The sequence below is a fragment of the Martinezella sp. CNPSo 3957 genome, assembly GCF_057784395.1.
Window position 1 is genome coordinate 1 of sequence record NZ_JBXSOU010000011.1, and the last position, 17,938, is coordinate 17,938.

Below are 17,938 nucleotides of genomic sequence, written 5' to 3' on the forward strand. Positions count from 1 at the left end.
GGACAATAACCTGAAGGGTGAGGCGCGCTCGACTGTCCCAAGCAACAAACGTCGCAAAGAGGGCCAACAAAACCGACTCAAATTGCCAAGTCGCGTAGCTCAGCCGCCCAATGAGGCGGCCTTTTTGCGTTCGTGAGCTCTGATGGTTGCGCCCTCCTCACTCATATCGCTCGGGCGTTTCGTCCGAGCTTCGCGGCCCCGACCGCAAGGCCGCCTATGGCGATACATGCGAAGGCGAAGCCACACATACCGTTCCAACCTTGTGTCGCCCACATGATGCCAGCCCCCGCGCTCCCGCCCGCTCCGCCGGCGAAGGTGAAGGCCATGTAGATCGTGTTCAGGCGACTGCGAGCTTCAACACCGAGGGAAAAGATGCGCGCCTGGTTGGCGATCTGCCCGGCGGACAGCGCGAAGCTCAGGAGGTTTCCGCCGATGACCAGAGCCAGATAGCTGTCCGGCTTGACGAGGACGACGCCGAAACTGACAGCAGCGAGCAGGATCGCTCCGGCGCTGACGCGCTCCTCCCCGAAACGGTCGATCAGCCCGCCCGCGAACAGGGATGCCAACCCTCCGATACCGCCCCAGAGGGCGAACAGGCCGACACCCGCAAGGTCGAGACCAAATGGCGGCTGGCCGAGCCGGAAAGGAATCGTCGTCCAGAACGCCGAGAAGGCTGCGAACACCGCCGCGCCAAGCAGGCACGACAGGCGTAGATCCCTTTCCCGCCGAAACAGTCCCCACAAGGAACCGAGCAGTGACACGTAGGGCATGGTTGCGGAAGCCGCCCCACGTTGCGGCAACACTCCCGGAAGGATGACGGCTGACGCAGCCATGAAACCGGCGGCGATCCCGTAGATCGGCCGCCACCCGAAGCTGTTGGCGCCGATGCCTGCCAGCGTGCGCGACAGGAGAATGCCGACGACGAGGCCGGTTTGCACCGATGCAACGACGTGGCCACGCCGCTCGGGGCGGGTCAATCCGGCCGCCAGAGGCAGGACGATCTGCGGGACGCAGGTTCCCATGCAAATGACGACGCTGAGGCCCGCCAAGATGCCGAGCTTCGGGGCGAAGGAAGCTGCTGCCAGGGCGATGGCAACGCCGATGAGCAGGATGCGCACCAGCGAACGCGGCTCGCTGCGGTCGCCGAGTGGAACGATCAGCAGGATGCCGAGGGCGTAGCCGAGTTGGGATAGGGTGGCGATAAGCCCGACACCCCGCGGGCTGACGCCGAAATCCGCCGCGATCGCGGTGAGCAACGCCTGATTGAAATAGACATTGGCGACAGTAAGCGCCGCCGCGACCGCCATGACGACGATCGCGGCCGTGCCCAGTTCGCGTGTAGGCGATGGCGTGGTCATGCGTTTGCCCCGTCTGCGGTCGTATCGGCCTTCGGCATGACCTGCGCCGCCGTCGTGATGGCCGCCAGCGCCGTGGGAATCCCGGCGACGATCGCCACCTGGATCAGCGTGCCGAAGATTTCTGCGCGCCTGGCCCCGGCCCGGAGCGCATTTGGGACATGGAATTTGATAACGTCGATCCCGGTTGCGCCCAGCGCCGCGCCGGCAGCGATAATGACGAGTTCCCGCGTCTTCAGATCGAGATCGTCGCGTCCGTACACATCGGCGAAGACCCACTCGATGAGATAACGCCCGAAGTCGGGGGAGCTTTCGGCCAGGCTGTCAATAAAAGCCTGAGCGGGAAAGCCGGTCACAGCCGCGAAACGCTCGCAGCCTTACATGAAATGCGCGTCGGATGGGGAAATGGTGGAAATTGTCTCTGGCATCGTGTATCTCCTATGCACTGCACTGTGCAGTGTCATTCAATTACACTGCACAGTGCAGTGCAGTCAATAGGAGAGGAATGCCTTGGCGGATCTGCGTAGCCGTGTACCGAAAACAGTGCCTTCGGACAGCGAGCCGGCTGTGCGCGCCGACACGCCCAAGCGCGACGCCATTCTGGACGCGGCGACGCGCGTGTTTCTCACGCATGGTTACGAGGGGGCGAGCATGGACCTCGTGGCGAAGGAATCCGGCGCGGCGCGGCGCACGGTCTACAATCAGTTCGAGAGCAAGGAAGCATTGTTCTCGGCCGCCGTGGAACGGGTCTGGCGGGATTTTCCTGTCGTAGAAATCACCGCCGACGAGCAGGCGCTACGCGATCCTTCTGTCGGCCTCGGCAGGATCGGGAAGGCGATCGTAGATTTCTGGGAGCCGCCGATCGCGGTGGCGTTCCTTCGCATGGTCATCAGCGAGGGCGCGCGCTTCCCCGATCTGCCGCGCAACTTCTTCGAGGCCGGTAAAGCCCCTGCCATGCGGGCGCTTGTCGGCTATCTGAAACAACTCGATCAGAACGGGGCACTCGTTCTTCCCGACGCCGAACTTGCCGCCCGCCAGTTCCTCGGCCTGCTCAACGAACCGCTGCTCTGGCTGCGAGTGGTTGGTGTTGGCGAGGCCTCTTCGGTCAGCGAGCGCCAGCGCGTCGTTGACGAAGCCGTGGCGATGATGATTGCGCGGTATGCGAAGAGATAAAAGGCGATGCAAGGGCGCGCTTACGCCGCCCGTCGGGATCTTCCAAGCCGGCAACGGTGAAACCATGTGATCCGCCTCGCAGCGCATTCGCGAGCAGAGGTGGGGGTCAATTAGCCACCGGCTCGATCTGCGGTAATGATCCATGCGCGGGAGTCGAAGAGCACGCCTTCGGAGGTCATGTGTGCCTCCAGCAGATCATGCAGACGCTGCAGTGATTGGTCGGCTGTGCCGTCTGTATGCGAGAGCGCGTCCTTTACCATATACAGGTTACTCAAGGCATCGACGGCGGAATCCACGTCAGGTCCATAGAAGACCGGTTCGTGCACATCGATGAAGTCGATCGAGGTGAAGCCGGCGGTGCTCAATAGCTTCGTGGCTATGGCGGGATCGCCGAGCGAAAACGCCTTGCCGGCTTTTTCAGAAATTGTGCTTCCTGGAGCCAGCGCCTGCCTGATGGCGCTGGACCATTTGTTGTGCTCTTCGCTTTGCCATACCATCCAAGCAATGCGTCCACCCGGACGCATCGTCCGGGCGATATTGGCAAATGCTACCGGCGGATCGGCGAAGAACATGACGCCAAAACGGCTGATGCATAGATCAAAGGCGGCAGCTGGAAAGGCGTAGGTTTGCGCGTCGCCCAACTCGAAGCTGACGTTGCGTAATCCCGCTTTAGCGCTACGTTGGCGCGCAATCTCAAGCATCTCGGCGGAAGCATCGACGCCGACCGCGCTGCCTTGTGTTGCGGCAAGAGCTGCTTGCCGGGTGGTTTGCCCAGCGCCGCAGCCGATGTCGAGTATCCGGTCATGCGTCCGGACGCTGGCGGCGGCTCGCAAATGCCGGTTATGTCGTGATAGTTCAGCATCGTAAAAATCAGCACATTGCAGCACTACAAGCCTCCCTCATCTCGGAGTTTCTTTGACGGAAGTCGATACCCGGTGTTGCAGCTCCCTCATAAACTGATTGCATAATAAGATCAGTCATGCAATATGGATTCCAGTTGCAATTTGCAATCGGATGGACTTTGTCATGGAAGAAACGAGATCATTCGCCGCCACCGAGACGTCAATCGAGGTCAAGGGAGCGAAACTGCAGACCCAGGCTTTCGGTGATCCCTCCAGCCCGCCCATCATATTGATCATGGGAATGATGGCTTCGATGCTGTGGTGGCCGGACAGGTTCTGCGAGGCACTTGCCGCCCGACAGCGCTATGTGATCCGGTACGACCAGCGCGATACCGGCCTTTCGACACATTATCCGCAAGGCGAACCCTGTTATTCGTTCACCGATCTGGCCGACGATGCCATCGCCATTCTCGACGGCTACGGATTGGAAACGGCGCATGTGGCGGGCATGTCGATGGGCGGCGCCGTTGCGCAAGAAGTGGCGTTGCGCCATCCCCGGCGCGTGCGGACGCTTACGCTGATCAGCACATCACCGCGCGGCGTCGAGGGCTTGCCTTCTTCGACGGAGGCCTATCGGGAGCATTCCAGGTCGGCCGAAGCAGTCGATTGGTCGAATCTTGAGGCTATTGCCGATTTCCTGCGCCGCGAGGCGGCCATGCTTGCCGGCACCAGGCATCCGCATGATCCTGACGCTGCAAGTGCCTTGATCGCCCGCGACATGGCACGGGCGCCGTCATTTGCCAGTGCTACGAACCATTTCACGCTCGTGAGCGAGGAAAGGCCTGCAAGGCTTCAAGCCTCCGATATCAAGCTGCCGGTCCTTGCGATCCATGGCACAGCCGATCCGCTGTTTCCCATAGGGCACGGAGAGGCCTTCACCAAGGTGGTGCGGAATGCGCGGCTGCACCGAGTCGAAGGTGGAGGGCATGAAATCCATGAGCGCGACATTGACGAGATCGCGCAGGCCATCATCGATCATACAGCCTGACGGACGACCGGCCCCAACAGACAACCAGAAAGCCAGGCATGACCTCGCTTTCCGGTTCGTTAGAGCAATTGCAGGAAAAGTGCGTAGCGGTTTTCCGTCCGGAATCGCGAGACAACAAAGAGATAGAGCGGTTCAGAGATTCCGTGAGAAACTGAACCGCTCTAGAAATCAGCTTCTCGGCTTCAAGTTCTCTGCGTCATAGAGCGGCTTGTAGCCGACGCCGACGACTTCGACCGGGTAGGTTTCGCCGAAATATTCGACCGTCAGCTTGCGGCCTTCCTGGGCATAGGACCAGGGGAGGTAGGCGAGCGCGATATTCTTGCCGATGGTCGGGCCATAGGCGATCGAGGTGGTGAAGGAGCGGCGGCCGAGCTCATCGACGAGGGTTTCGCCGGTTTGGGGATCCATGACCGGCAGGATGCCAACGGGGTAGCGGGCAATGCCGTTGGAGTCGATGTTATCGGTCACGACGAGCGTGCAGAGCATAGCCGGCTGATGCTCGCGGGCGCGATATTCGAGGTGCTTCGCCTTGCCGCGGAAATCGGCGTCCTTGACCTTCGGGCGGGCGAGATCGGCTTCGAGAAGATTATATTCCGTCAGCAGGTCGGCATTCTGCAGGCGCAGGCTCTTTTCCATGCGGCGGCTGTTGGCATAGGTCTCGACGCCGACGGCGATCGCGCCCGTCGAGCGCAGCGCATCCCAGACGGCCAGCGCGTCACCATAGGCCATGTGCAGTTCCCAGCCCTGTTCGCCGACATAGGAAATGCGGAATGCGGTGACGTTCTTGCCGGCGATGCGGATCTGCTTGATCGCGGCGAAGGGGAAGTTTTCGTGCGTGAGGTTTTCCGGGCTTTCGACCACCTTCTGCAGGTTGGTGCGGGCATTCGGTCCCCAGATGCCGATCGTCACATAGCGTTCGGTGACGTCGGTGATGGTGACGTCGAAACCCTTGTCCTCGGCAACGCGGCGCATGTAGTGGAAATCGCGCGGGCCCGCATCGGCGCCGTCGATCAGGCGGCAACGATCGGCCATGCGGATCACCGTGAAATCGGCGCGCACCATGCCCTCGTCGTCCAGGAAGTGGGTGTAGATGCCCTTGCCGATATTGGCGTCGCCACCGATCTTGGCCGCGCAAAGCCATTCCAGCAGTTCGACATGGTCAGGGCCTTCGATGTCGTACATGGCGAAATGCGAGAGGTTGATGATGCCGCAATCCTCGCTCAGTGCCAGATGCTCGGCATTGGAGACGCGCCAGAAATGGCGGTTGTCCCATTCGTTTTCACGCACAGGGATGCGATCGCCGTATTTCTCGAGCAGGTGCTCGTTGGCGGCATAGCCATGAGCACGCTCCCAGCCGCCGAGCTCCATGAAATAGCCGCCGAGCTCTTTTTCTCGTTCATAGAAAGGCGAGCGACGGACATTGCGGCCGGTCGCATAGGGTTCGCGCGGGTGGACGGCGGGATTGTAGATCTTCTGCGCAGCCTCGGTGCAGCGGCCTTCGATGAACTTTTCTTCCAGCATGTGCGGATAGAAGCGGGAATAATCGATCCTGTTGTGATCGATCGGCGTGCGGCCGTCCGTCATCCAGTCGGCGACGAGCTTGCCGAAGCCGGGACCGTCCTTCACCCAGATGGCGACGCAGTACCAGAGACCGCGGACCTTCTGGCTTTCGCCGACGGAGGGGCCGCCATCGGTGGTAACCTGCAGCAGGCCGTTGAAGGAATGGCCTTCATTGTAACCGAGTTCGCCGAGGATCGGCGTCAATTCCATGGCGCGTTCCAGCGGCTCGATGATCTGTTCCATGTCGAGATCGCGCTGCGAGGGTGAAAGGCGAGCCTCGTGCTTTTCAAGGAGATCGCGGGGATGGCAGAGGCGCGGGTTCTTCTCTTCGTAGTAGCCCCATTCGATCTGACCGCCTTCGGCGGTCTTCGGGTCGCCGGTGTCGCGCATATAGGCGGAGTTGCCCTGGTCGCGCATCAGCGGGAAGCCGATTTCCTTGCCGGTATTGGCAAACTCGTTGTAGGGACCGAAGAAGGTCAGAGGGTGATCAACCGGCATGACCGGCAGGTCTTCGCCGACCATTTCGGCGATCAGGCGGCCCCAGAGACCGGCGCAGACGATCACGTATTCGGCTTCGATCGTACCGCGATGGGTGACGACGCCAGAGATGCGGCCATCCCTAACGATCAGCGACTGAGCCGGTGTATTGGCAAAAGACTGCAGCTTGCCGCTCTTTTCGCCCTGGTCGATCAGCTTGCCGGCAACGGTCTGAGAGCGGGGAATGACGAGGCCGGCATCCGGGTCCCACATCCCGCCCTGAACCATGCTTTCTTCGATCAGCGGGAATTTTTCCTTGATCTCGGCGGGGTCGATCAAGCTCACGCGCGTGCCGAAGGCCTTGCCCGAGGTCACCTTGCGCTTGATTTCGGCCATGCGGTCGTCATCGCCGACGCGCGCCACTTCGAGGCCGCCGACGCGGGCATAGTGGCCGAGCTTATCGTAGAAATCGATGGAGTAGAGGGTCGTCCAGCAGGAGAGGAAATCGTGGCTGGTCGTGTAGCAGAAGTCGGAGGCATGGGCCGTCGAGCCGATATCCGTCGGGATGCCTGATTTGTCGATGCCGACAATATCGTCCCAGCCGCGCTCGATCAGATGATGAGCGATCGATGCGCCGACGATACCGCCAAGCCCGATGATGACGACCTTCGCCTTTTGAGGAAATACTGCCATTGCGTGCGACCCTGATTGATACTGAAAACGGATTTTATGATGTGTGCGGCGGCGACCAGAGCCTGTCTACGACATATTCAAGATGCTTGCACGACGACCATCACGCTGTCCCATCAGGAAATGGCTGGGTTTGTCGGCGACATATGCTGATCGGAGATGTCGCAAAGGCGATGGCATCTCCTGAATGCGCTTATTGCGGGATCGACTGCATCATGATCTCGCGTCGCAGGATCGGGCCTTCCTGGCCGAAATAGGTCGTCAGCAATTTCGCGAAATCGTCCGACTGGTAGGTCTCGGTCAGCGTCTGATCGACGAGCAGCCGGAAGGCAGAGTCATCCTGCCGGAGGGCTATGCCATAGGGCTCATGCGTGAAGAGGCGGTTGCCGATCGCGAGCGTGGACGGACTATGGGCATGGGAAGCGAGATCGAAGAGCAGGGCGCGATCGGCGAAATAGGCATCGATCTTATGGTTTTCGAGCGCGACCAGACCGTCCTGATGCGTGGCGAAATCGGCGATCCGCGTCTTCGGCACGTCGGAACCCAGCGCCTCGCGCAGCGTCGCGCCCGTCGTCGTGTCGGCGCGAACGCCGATCGTGCTCGTCGCGGGGGCCGGCTTGGCGGAGACCTGCGCCAGCCGCTTGTCGAGGAACAAAGCCATTAGATAATCGGGCGAATCCCTGCGCAGTAGAGCGCTGGCACCGGTGATGAAGATCGGCTGGGAGAAATCGACATTCTGGCGTCGGCCGAGACTGATGGTCAGCGCGCCGCAGAGAAGATCGACCTGGCTGCTTTTGACTGCGTCGAAGCCATCGGCAAGCGTGGTTTCGACATAGTCGCGCTTGAGATCGGTAACCTTGCGCCCGACGGCATCGGCGACCTTGCCGCAGAGATCGATGGCATATCCCGCCGGGTTGCCATCCTTCTTCTTGAAGGAGAAGGGGGCTTCGTCGCTGATATAACCGATCCGGATCGTGCCCTTTTGGGCGATGAGATCCAGCGTTTGCGCGGCCGTAGCCGTATAGGCGGATATGCAGAGGATAATGCCTGCCAGAACCAGTCGTCTCATGCAATGTGCCGGCATGATCCTGATCTCCAAAAGAAAATTGGGCAATCGCAAGGGCTTAGGCGCAGAGTATGGCCTGACGGTTTTTTGTCAACGATGGATTGTCCTTGATCGCCTGCCGTCGAGCAGAGGTGGCGGCCTTTCCTGTCGCGAAGATCGGCTTTTCAGCGAGATAGACTATGACTCGCGGCCCAGCTGGAGATGGCCGCCGCAATCGCTTGGGGCTGATCTTCCGGCGCGATGTGCCTTGCCGGTCCGCAATTTTCGATCTCCAGTCCGGCAATATTCTCGCGGCACCAGTCTATCATCCTTTCGCTGACCAGCAGCGTCTCCGCCGGACCATCGAAGGTCAGTAGCAGTTTCGGGATATCTTCGCTGCGGGCAAGCCAGGCATCATAGGCTTCGATGCGCGCGACGACATCGGCGGGTTCGCCTTCGATCGGCATCGCGCGCGGCCAGGCAAGCAGCGGACGGCGGCTTTCGCGCGTCGGGTAGGGCGCGCGATAGACGCCATGATCCTCGGCGCTCAATTCGTTCAGGACCGTGGCTTTCAGTGCCTGCTCGATGAAGAAATTCTCGTCCAGAACCTTCGCTTCGCCCGTGCCCGGTGAGCGCAGCAGTTCATAGCGAGCCCGTGCATTCGGCAGGTCGTTCCAGGTCAAAGGCCTGATGATCGTTTCCATGAAGGCGATGCCGCGCACGCGTTCCGGATGGCGGGCGGCCCAGTCGAATGCGAGTGCGCCGCCCCAATCATGGCCGATCAATACGACATCATCGAGCGCGAGTTTGTCAAACCAGGCTTCGAGATAGCGTGTATGGTCATCAAATGAATAAGCGATATCAGGTTTGCCGGACTGGCCCATGCCAATGAGGTCGGGAGCCAGGCGACGGGCACGCACGGCAAGGGCCGGGCTGATATGCCTCCACAGGTAGGATGAGGTTGGATTGCCATGCAGGAAGACGAAGGGTGTTCCCGTTCCGGCATCCTCGTAGAAGATCGACGAGTCAAGCACATTGAGGGAGGGCATGTGGGTATCCTTTCGTGAAATAAAATGGTAAGGTGCCTGTCTATTTAACATAATAGTCAGGTACCTGTCTATATCATGGAAGATTGTGTTCCCACTCGCCCGTCCCTGGGCCTGCTGCTGCGGCTCGTGCATCAACATTGGACACAGGATGTCGAAGCCGCGCTGGAAGAGGCCGGTTATGGCGATATCCGACCACCGCATGCCAATGTGTTTACCTTCATGCGTCCGGAAGGAATTCAGGTGAGTGAGCTCACTAGGCTTGCCCATGTCCGCAAGCAGACGATGACGCAGGCGGTGGAGGAGTTGGAGCGCCTGGGTTATGTCGAGCGCCGACCGGACCCCGACGATCGACGTGCAAGACTTGTGTTTCTGACCGAGCGTGGCAAAGGCGTGCGGCCAATAGCAGCGGCAACCGGTCGCCTTGTGGATCAGCGCTGGTCAAATATCGCCGGTTCTGAGGAGATTAATGCGTTGAAGCAGGCTTTGCAGGAGGTGCTCGGCAAGCTTCGCGGCGACGGGGATTCTGGAGGGCCGATAGACGAGGCGGCGACATAGGAGTTCGGGTGATCCGCCTGAGATATGCGGGCCGCACACTTTGGAGCGCTATCACGAAGAGTTTCGTTACTCCGTCCTGGTTTATGGCCTATCTCTCCTCCACGACCGTCAAGCGAAGGGAATGTGCCGATGCGGGAGAGGAGCCTGATCAGGAAGACAAATGGAGAGAGGCGGAAATCGGGCCTTGCTTTCGGCTTCGGTTTTTCTGTTCTTTGTTGGACCTTTGGTTACGCGGTGACCTCGCCGGCAGCAGCGCAGACGATCATCGATGATTGGCAGAAGGTGAAGCCACCAGCGGCGCCGGAGCTGAAGATAGTTACCGTCGATCCGAAGACGACGGCGCTGCTGGTCCTCGATTTCAACGGTGCGCAGGACCCGACCAAGGGACCGTGCAACGTGAAGACCAAGCCCCGTTGCCTGGCGTCTGTTCCCAAGGTGAAAATCCTGCTCGATCAGGCGCGCGCCAAGGAGATGCTCGTCGTCTTCAGCCTGGCCGGTGTTGGCGAGCCGCAGGATATCGCAACGGCGCTGGCGCCCCTGGCGAGCGAGCCGATCGTCAAATCCGGGGCGGACAAGTTCATCGGTACCAATCTGCGCAGCATTCTCTCGGACAAGGGCATCAAGACCATCATCGTGACAGGCACGGCCTCGGAAGGCGCGGTGCTCGATACGGCGACGGATGCGGCGCTCAACGGCATGAACATCGTCCTGCCCGTCGACGGCATGTCATCGACAGAGCTTTACGGTGAGCAATATGTGGCCTGGCACATGGTCAATGCGCCCGGCGTTTCGCAGAAGACGACGCTGACCAGCATCGACAGGATCAAGTTCTGATCTCCGGATCGGATGGCGACATCCCGCTGTGATGGCAATGGGATGCCGCCTTCAATCGACTACATCAAGGCCTCGTCGAACAGGTTCAGCAGCCGCTTCCAGTGCCGCTCGGCGCCGATCTCGTCATAGACGCCATGATCCGGCACCGTCCATCCATGTGCCATACTGACATAGTTTTCGATGGTGTAATCGACGCCGCCGGTGCGGAGCGCCTCGGCAAGACGCGCCGATTGCTCCGGCGGAAAGCTGTTGTCGACGCCGGCGACACCGACATAGACGCGGGCCTTGATGTCGGCGGCGAGCCGGTGCGGACTGTCTTCCGCTTCGCTCGCAAGATTGCCGCCGTGGAAGCTTGCGGCTGCCGCGATGCGGTCGGGATAGGTGGCAGCGGCAGTCAGCGCGCGGCCTCCGCCCATGCAATAGCCGACCACGCCGGCCGCACCTTTGGCGCCGGCGGCTGAGAAAGCGTCGAGGAAGGCGGCACTATCGGCCTTGGTCATTTCCTGCGTCGTGCCGCGCAGCATCGTCATGATCGTTTCGCGGGATGCCGGATGGCCAAAGGCACCGCCGTCGAAGGGACCATAGGCGCCGAAACGATAGAAGAGATCGGGAAGCAGCACGATATAGCCTGCGTTCGCCAGCCGCTGCGCCATGCCATCGAGCGCCGCGCGCGGACCCATGGCATCCATATAGAGGACCACGCCGTGCTCGGCTGATTTACCATTATCGGGGCGGAAGATAGCGGCTTTGGCAATGCCGTCGGCCGTCTTGATTTCGATATCCTGTTTCATCGTCATTCCCCTTACGATCTCTTTATCGGCTCATGTCCCCGCAGCGCATGCCACTTTGGCAAACGGCCCATAGGCTCAAAACCGCTGAGGCCATCGATCAACATCTCTTGAGTTTCGGCGCTTGTCGTCTGTGACATAGTATCGCCGGCAACGACAGCTATGCGATGATCCCTTTGGAGGATGCGTTTCATGTCTTTTCGCCAGATGGTTCCCGGCCTGGCGCTGGCCCTTTCGCTGATATCGGCAACGGCATCCGCCGCTCCGCCCGAGCAGGGCCACGGCGCGCCTGCCAGTGCGAGCGGCGTGCTCTCGCTCCTGCCGCCCGATGCCGTGAGCGACCATGTGCTGACTACGGATGGCAAGACCATTCCCTATACGGCGACGGCGGGTACGCTCGATCTTTTCGGCCAGGATGGCCAGCGCAGCGCCGCGATCTTCTACACCGCCTATGTCGCCAAGAATCGGGATGCGAACCGGCCCGTGACCTTCGTGTTCAATGGCGGGCCGGGTGCTGCTTCGGCCTTCCTCAATCTCGGGCTCGTCGGTCCGCGCATCGTCGATTTCGGCGCAGACGGGCGCGATGGCGCCCATGCCAAGCTGGTCGACAATCCGCAAAGCTGGCTGGAATTCACCGATCTCGTGTTGATCGATCCGATCGGCACCGGCTGGAGCCGCGCTGCCAAGCCCGATGATCAGAATGATTTCTATAGTATCGACAGCGATGCCGAAAGCCTCGCCAAGGCGATCGCCCTTTACGTTGCCCATAACAGCCGGGCGTCGTCGCCGAAGTACATTCTTGGAGAAAGCTATGGCGGGTTTCGTTCGGTCAAGATTGCCAACAGCCTGCGCGAGGATCAGGGCATTCTGATTTCCGGCATCGTCATGCTGTCGCCGCTGCTGGAGGGCCGGTTCGTCTTCGGAGGCGGTGAGGATGCGCTTGGCGCAGCCCTACAGCTGCCGTCACTGGCGGCGGCCGAACTGGAGCGTCAAAACGCCTTCAGCGAGAAAGCGATGCAGGATGCCGAGGCCTTCGCCTTCAACGAATATCTGCCGACCCTTGCCAGGCGGCCGCCGTCGGGAGATTCCGGCCAGGCCTTCTACGGGCGCGTCGCGACGCTGACCGGCATACCGCAGGATGTCGTTGCCAAGAACCAAGGTTTTCTCGGCGGGGTCTACCGCAAACATTCCGATGGTGACGGCGCGGACGTGGCGAGTGCTTATGATGCCTCGTTTCTGGCGCCGGACCCCTATCCGCAGTCGGAGGCCGAGCATGGCGGCGACCCGATCCTGGATGGCTTTGTTCGTGCTTATGGCGGTGCCTTTTCAGGCTATGCCCGTGACGAACTGGGCTTTCATACCGACATGACCTACACGCTTCTGTCGACATCGGTGAACAGGGAGTGGAAATGGGGCGGGCACAATGGCGGCTCGCGCGGGACCGCCGGTGTTGGCGACGATCTCAAGGAGCTGTTATCGCTCTCGCCATCCTTCCGCGTGATGATCGGGCAGGGTTACAGCGATCTCGTCATCCCCTTCGGCGTGAACAAATATGTGCTCGACCACATGCCTCCCGCCTTTGCTGATCGCGTGGCGATGAAGCTCTATCGCGGCGGCCATATGTTCTACACGCGGCCGATGTCGCGCGAGCAGTTCACGGGTGATGCTAAGGCGTTTTATGCCGGGCAGATCAAGGCAGCGCCGGCAGCGCAATCGAACTGACTGGTTGGCCTCGATGCGCCACGTGGAAGGCGGGGTGCGAGACCGGCCTCTACTTGTTTCTCGCGACCATGGCCTTGATGGTTTCGCAGAGCTCGTCCTTCGCCTGCTGCGGGCTGATGTCGCCCGTCGTGGCGGCATAGGACAGCGCTTCGGCCGCACCCAGCATCGCCCAGAGGCCCGCTGATTTGATGGAGCCTGCATCGGCGAAAGGAGCGAGCAGCGCGCGACACTTCTCGATGAAAGCCGTGTCGTATTCGCGTTTGATTTTTTCGAGCTCCGGCGAGCCCGCGAGCGCGGCGATGATGCCGGGTATTTCGCGCCCCTGCAGCAGCACGCAATCGACATAGGAGGCGGCTATCACCTCAGCCCTGCCTGCCAGCGTCGGGCTGCTTGCATCAAGCGCCTTGTCCATCACTGCCGTCTGTCTGATATCGTATTCGCGATAGAGCGCAGCCAGTAGGCCGGAACGAGTTGTGAAGTGGTCGTAGACCACGGGTTTCGTCACGCCGGCACGCTCCGAAAGTCGTCCCAATGTCAGGGCTTCCGTTCCCTCTTCGCCGATGATTTGCCAGGCAACCTGGATGAGCTGCCGGTATCGCTCCTCCCGCGTCAGACGGGTGCGGGGCTCCGGTTTATTTGTCTGCGCGCTTGACATCGCTATATACCAAAAGTAACTTACTAAAAGTATATAAGATTGAGCCGCCGCTCACAATGAGCCAGCAGGAGTTTTTCACATGCATGCGCTTATCGTCGTCTCCAATCCGAATCCCGATTCGTTCAGCCACGCCGTCGCAGCCAAAGTTGCCGAAGGTATAACGGCTTCGGGCGCCACGTTTGAAATCGCGGATCTTACGGTGGAGGGTTTTGATCCGAGGTTCAGCGCCGCCGATATCGCCGCTCATCTCAGAAAAGGTCCGTCGCCTGATGACGTCGTTGCCGAGCAAGCGCGAATCGATCGTGCCGATGCGGTGGTGCTGGTCTATCCCGTTTATTGGTGGTCCATGCCCGGCCTGCTCAAGGGGTGGATCGATCGGGTGTTCACCAATGGCTGGGCCTATGACGACATGCCCGGTGACAGGCCGATCAAGAGATTACGCCATCTTCGCGTCCATCTGATCGCTATCGGCGGTGCGACCATGCGCACCTATGCGCGCCACGGTTATTTCGGCGCCATGAAAATGCAGATCGATCATGGAATTTTCGGATATTGCGGCGCTCCCGTCGCGATCTCCGAACTGCTGTTGACGGAAGCACAGGATATGAGTTCCCATCTCGATACCGCCCGCGCCATCGGGCAAAATCTCTTTGCCACTTCACGATCAAAGAAGGCGGCGGATGCGGCCTAATGGTGCTGCTGGAGCGGTTCAGTTTTTCAGGGAATCTCTGAGCCGCTCTATCTCTTTGTTGTCTCGTAATTCCGGACGGAAAGCCGCTGCGCACTCTTCCTGGAATTGCTCTATAGCTGAAAGAGATGCCTGATGCGCGAGCTCAGCGTGCTGACCGGATTGCCGTGTGCCAGCATGTCGGCATTGGCGAAGAGATGCTCCTCCTCCTCTATGCGTTTTGCCAGGATGGCGCCGAGCTCTTCGGCAAGAGTCGGCCGGTCGTGCAGTAGCGGCGCCAGGCACTCATCGCCGATTTCGTAGGTGACGACGAAGGTGAGGGCGCGAACCGTGCCGACTTCACCGGATCCCATCAGCAGCCCGTTCTCACCGAAATAATCGCCTGGCGCAAGGCGCGTCAGCTCGATCTGGCGATGTCCTTCGCGGCGAGTGATGCTGACGACGCCCGAGCGGACGATCGTGAGCGCTCGCATGCGGGCATCCTGTTCGGCGATGACGGCATCCTTGCGATAGGTTCGGCGCTGCATATGCGATGCCAGATGTTCCTTTTCATCCTCGGTCAGCGAAGAGAACAGCGGGATATTGCTGATAAGCCGCCAGGGCGTTCCGGGCGCATGTTGCTTCTCCTCGGCCGCTTCGGGCTTTTGCTCCATGGGAAGCATGATCGTGCCGGGAGGATCGGCGAATTTCAGGTTTGCTGCCTTGGCGTGACGAAATAGCAAATCATAGATCTCGTTCTTTGCGGCTTGTGTCAGCGACATATCGCGCACGCGAAAGGACAGCTGCAGTTCGATCGCCTGCCCATCGATGGACGTGATGGCGACACTGGGTTCCGGGTTCTTCTGGATCGAGTTGCAGCTGAGCAAGACGTTTTGCATCACATCCGCGATGATGCGTGGCAGGGTGGTGGGCTGAATGCGTACGGTGACGGTTGCACCGTGGCTTTCGTCAGGCGAGGAAAGATTGGTCAGCCGCGTCTTGGCAAGGATACTGTTCGGAATGACGATCAGATCGTTGGTGCCGCTCAGCAGTTGCGTGGCGCGCCAATTGGTTTCGACGACGCGGCCCTGGACATCGTTTTCGAGGACGATCCAGTCGCCAACGGAGTAAGGACGGCCGAGATTGAGGGCGATGCCGGAGAAGACGTCGCTCAAAGTGCTCTGCAAGGCAAGGCCGAGAATGATGGCGAAGACACCCGATGTTGCGATCAGTGTACCGATCGGGACGCTGAAGACATTGCCGACGATGGAAAGAATGGCGCCGAGATAGATGACGCCGACGATCAGATCCTGCAGCAGCCGGCCCTCGCGGGGCTTGCGCTCGAAAATCAGGAACAGCCGCACGCAGGCGATCAGCACCCAGGCGCCGTTGACCCACCAGACGATCTTGGCAAAACCCGTGAAGGTGCGCAGCGTCACCGATTCCAGCGGCGGGCTCGGTTCATAGGGCACGATGCCGTGATAGAATAAAAGTGCAGTCAGGCAGACGAAGAAGGCCATCTGACCGATCAGACGGCCGGCCCGCTGATGACGCAGCATGACGCGGCTGACGAATGTGCCGACGACAACCAGAATGAAGAACTGGACGATCGGATCGCCAAGCAGCGCAATAGACATGGGACTCGGTCGCACTCGATCTTTCGGATGGGCGCTAAATTGGCATGAAAGAGGCCGCAGCGCCATATGCAGAAAAAGTATGATTAATTGACGTTGCCGCCTTGATCTCAGGACATGCACCTTGATAATTAGATGACGATTATCATCTTATATCTGTCATCCCATCCTGCTATCTGCTCTCACAGCGCAATGCCCTAGCGCTCCGACATCCTTAAGGAATACCCATGACACAGTCTTTCGAGATTCGCGGCGATCTGTTGATCGGCTCAGATTCTACCGGCGGCAACAGAACCGTGCGTGCGATCAACCCGGCAACCGGCGCAAATCTGGAGCCGGCCTTTGCGGTCGCCAGCGAGAGCGATGTCGCTAAAGCCTGCGAGTTGGCCGCTCAGGCGTTCGACGTCTACCGCGCCACCAGCCCCGAGCAGCGCGCAGCATTTCTCGAAAAGATTGCCGACAACATCATGGAGATTGGCGATACCCTGATCGAGCGCGCGACGGAGGAGACCGGCCTGCCGGTGGCGCGCCTGCAGGGCGAGCGCGCTCGCACCGTTGGCCAGCTGCGGCTCTTTGCGCAGGTGGTCCGCGCCGGCGAGTGGCTCGATCTGCGCGTCGATCCGGCCTTGCCGGAGCGCAAGCCGCTGCCGCGGCCGGATCTGCGCCTGCGCCAGATCCCGCTCGGCCCGGTCGCCGTCTTCGGCGCCAGCAATTTTCCGCTCGCCTTCTCGGTTGCCGGCGGTGATACGGCTTCGGCACTTGCCGCCGGCTGCCCGGTCGTCGTCAAGGGCCACCTTGCCCATCCCGGCACGGGCGAGCTTGTCGGCCGCGCCATCCGTGCCGCCGTCGCCCAATGCGGCCTGCCGGAGGGCACATTTTCGCTGCTGACCGGTGCCAACGAGACCGGTGCCGCGCTGGTGCGCGATCCCCGCATCAAGGCCGTCGGCTTCACCGGATCGCGCGGCGGCGGCCTGGCGCTCGGCGCCATTGCCGCGGCTCGTCCGGAGCCGATCCCGGTCTATGCCGAGATGAGCAGCGTCAACCCCGTTTTCCTGTTCCCCGCCGCTCTCGCAGCACGCGCCGAGGCGATCGGGACGGGCTTCATCGATTCCCTGACGCTCGGCGCCGGCCAGTTCTGCACCAATCCGGGCCTGCTTTTTGCGATCGAGAGCCCTGATCTCGACCGTTTCGTCCAGGCAGCCGGCGACGCCCTGAGCGACCGCGCGCCAGCGCCGATGCTGACACCGGGCATTCACGCCGCCTTCGACAAGGGCGTTGCGGCATTGGCGGAACATGAGTCTGTCAAGACCGTCGCTCATGGCGCTCCGGCCGAAGGCGTCAATCGCAGCCCGGGCATCTTCTTCGAGACAGAAGCGGAGGAGTTCCTGGCGGACGAGCGCTTGGGCCACGAAGTTTTCGGCGCGGCAAGCCTTTTGGTACGCTGCAAGGATGTCGACCAGATGATTGCCGTTGCGGAAAAGCTCGAGGGTCAGCTGACCGCGACCCTGCAGATCGAAGCGGATGACTATGCCACGGCCGCCAAGCTTGTGCCGGTGCTGGAACGTAAGGCCGGGCGCATCCTCGCCAATGGCTGGCCGACCGGGGTCGAAGTCAGCCATGCCATGGTGCATGGCGGGCCTTTCCCGGCGACCTCGGACAGCCGTACGACCTCGGTCGGCACGCTCGCCATCCGCCGCTTCCTGCGTCCGGTCTCCTATCAGGATCTCCCGGAAGGACTGCTGCCGGCGGAATTGCGCGATGATGGCGTCAGGGCGCTGCCGCATCTGCTGGATGGCGTGCGCAAGGGTAACTGAGTTACCGTCCCGATGGGATGGAATAATATC

Annotated in this window: 16 protein-coding genes; 7 read left to right on the forward strand and 9 right to left on the reverse strand. The window is 60.9% G+C overall.

The features are described 5' to 3' along the window. Positions 1-161: 161 nt before the first annotated feature. Together AC13QE_RS22875 and AC13QE_RS22880 are read right to left on the reverse strand one after the other, a co-directional pair. Positions 162-1,358 (reverse strand): MFS transporter, encoded by a 1,197-nt coding sequence (locus AC13QE_RS22875; protein ID WP_488485395.1) that lies wholly within the window; start codon positions 1,356-1,358, stop codon positions 162-164. Beyond that, positions 1,355-1,711: a carboxymuconolactone decarboxylase family protein gene (locus AC13QE_RS22880; RefSeq protein ID WP_488485396.1), complete on the reverse strand. Its 357-nt coding sequence runs from the start codon at positions 1,709-1,711 to the stop codon at positions 1,355-1,357. The genes AC13QE_RS22875 and AC13QE_RS22880 overlap by 4 nt, the downstream gene beginning before the upstream one ends. Before the next feature lie 154 nt (positions 1,712-1,865). Here AC13QE_RS22880 and AC13QE_RS22885 point away from each other — a divergent pair, with 154 nt between their 5' ends. Continuing rightward, positions 1,866-2,528 (forward strand): TetR/AcrR family transcriptional regulator, encoded by a 663-nt coding sequence (locus AC13QE_RS22885; protein ID WP_488485397.1) that lies wholly within the window; start codon positions 1,866-1,868, stop codon positions 2,526-2,528. Between the two features lie 110 nt (positions 2,529-2,638). Here the strand turns inward: AC13QE_RS22885 and AC13QE_RS22890 are convergent, their stop codons facing one another. After that, positions 2,639-3,415, reverse strand: a complete 777-nt coding sequence (locus AC13QE_RS22890; protein WP_488485398.1) for a class I SAM-dependent methyltransferase — start codon at positions 3,413-3,415, stop codon at positions 2,639-2,641. Between the two features lie 139 nt (positions 3,416-3,554). Between AC13QE_RS22890 and AC13QE_RS22895 the strand changes: the two genes are divergently transcribed. Next, a complete protein-coding gene (locus tag AC13QE_RS22895; protein ID WP_488485399.1) occupies positions 3,555-4,418 on the forward strand; it encodes an alpha/beta fold hydrolase in 864 nt (287 codons plus the stop codon). Positions 4,419-4,586: 168 nt separating this feature from the next. Here AC13QE_RS22895 and AC13QE_RS22900 read toward each other — a convergent pair whose 3' ends face one another. The 3 genes from AC13QE_RS22900 to AC13QE_RS22910 form a co-directional block, all read right to left on the reverse strand. Next, positions 4,587-7,148, reverse strand: a complete 2,562-nt coding sequence (locus AC13QE_RS22900) for a GcvT family protein (protein ID WP_488485400.1) — start codon at positions 7,146-7,148, stop codon at positions 4,587-4,589. Positions 7,149-7,338: 190 nt separating this feature from the next. Continuing rightward, positions 7,339-8,229, reverse strand: a complete 891-nt coding sequence (locus tag AC13QE_RS22905; protein ID WP_488485401.1) for an amino acid ABC transporter substrate-binding protein — start codon at positions 8,227-8,229, stop codon at positions 7,339-7,341. A 146-nt stretch (positions 8,230-8,375) separates the two neighbouring features. Continuing rightward, a complete protein-coding gene (locus AC13QE_RS22910; protein WP_488485402.1) occupies positions 8,376-9,290 on the reverse strand; it encodes a haloalkane dehalogenase in 915 nt (304 codons plus the stop codon). 24 nt (positions 9,291-9,314) lie between these two features. Between AC13QE_RS22910 and AC13QE_RS22915 the strand changes: the two genes are divergently transcribed. Together AC13QE_RS22915 and AC13QE_RS22920 are read left to right on the forward strand one after the other, a co-directional pair. After that, positions 9,315-9,794 carry a MarR family transcriptional regulator gene (locus tag AC13QE_RS22915; protein WP_132717669.1) on the forward strand — a complete coding sequence of 160 codons (480 nt, stop codon included), beginning with the start codon at positions 9,315-9,317 and terminating at the stop codon, positions 9,792-9,794. 234 nt (positions 9,795-10,028) lie between these two features. After that, positions 10,029-10,628: an isochorismatase family protein gene (locus AC13QE_RS22920; RefSeq protein WP_488485403.1), complete on the forward strand. Its 600-nt coding sequence runs from the start codon at positions 10,029-10,031 to the stop codon at positions 10,626-10,628. 59 nt (positions 10,629-10,687) lie between these two features. Here AC13QE_RS22920 and AC13QE_RS22925 read toward each other — a convergent pair whose 3' ends face one another. After that, positions 10,688-11,419 carry a dienelactone hydrolase family protein gene (locus AC13QE_RS22925; protein ID WP_488485404.1) on the reverse strand — a complete coding sequence of 244 codons (732 nt, stop codon included), beginning with the start codon at positions 11,417-11,419 and terminating at the stop codon, positions 10,688-10,690. A 189-nt stretch (positions 11,420-11,608) separates the two neighbouring features. Between AC13QE_RS22925 and AC13QE_RS22930 the strand changes: the two genes are divergently transcribed. Next, positions 11,609-13,138 (forward strand): S10 family peptidase, encoded by a 1,530-nt coding sequence (locus AC13QE_RS22930; RefSeq protein ID WP_488485405.1) that lies wholly within the window; start codon positions 11,609-11,611, stop codon positions 13,136-13,138. Positions 13,139-13,187: 49 nt separating this feature from the next. Here the strand turns inward: AC13QE_RS22930 and AC13QE_RS22935 are convergent, their stop codons facing one another. Beyond that, positions 13,188-13,793 (reverse strand): TetR/AcrR family transcriptional regulator, encoded by a 606-nt coding sequence (locus tag AC13QE_RS22935; protein ID WP_488485406.1) that lies wholly within the window; start codon positions 13,791-13,793, stop codon positions 13,188-13,190. A 79-nt stretch (positions 13,794-13,872) separates the two neighbouring features. Here AC13QE_RS22935 and AC13QE_RS22940 point away from each other — a divergent pair, with 79 nt between their 5' ends. Further along, positions 13,873-14,484: an NAD(P)H-dependent oxidoreductase gene (locus AC13QE_RS22940; protein WP_488485407.1), complete on the forward strand. Its 612-nt coding sequence runs from the start codon at positions 13,873-13,875 to the stop codon at positions 14,482-14,484. A 110-nt stretch (positions 14,485-14,594) separates the two neighbouring features. Here the strand turns inward: AC13QE_RS22940 and AC13QE_RS22945 are convergent, their stop codons facing one another. Then, entirely contained in the window at positions 14,595-16,097 is a 1,503-nt protein-coding gene (locus AC13QE_RS22945) for a mechanosensitive ion channel family protein (protein WP_488485408.1), read from the reverse strand. Between the two features lie 224 nt (positions 16,098-16,321). Between AC13QE_RS22945 and AC13QE_RS22950 the strand changes: the two genes are divergently transcribed. Further along, complete coding sequence (locus AC13QE_RS22950; RefSeq protein ID WP_488485409.1) at positions 16,322-17,908, forward strand: aldehyde dehydrogenase (NADP(+)); 1,587 nt, start codon at positions 16,322-16,324, stop codon at positions 17,906-17,908. Positions 17,909-17,938: the final 30 nt, after the last annotated feature.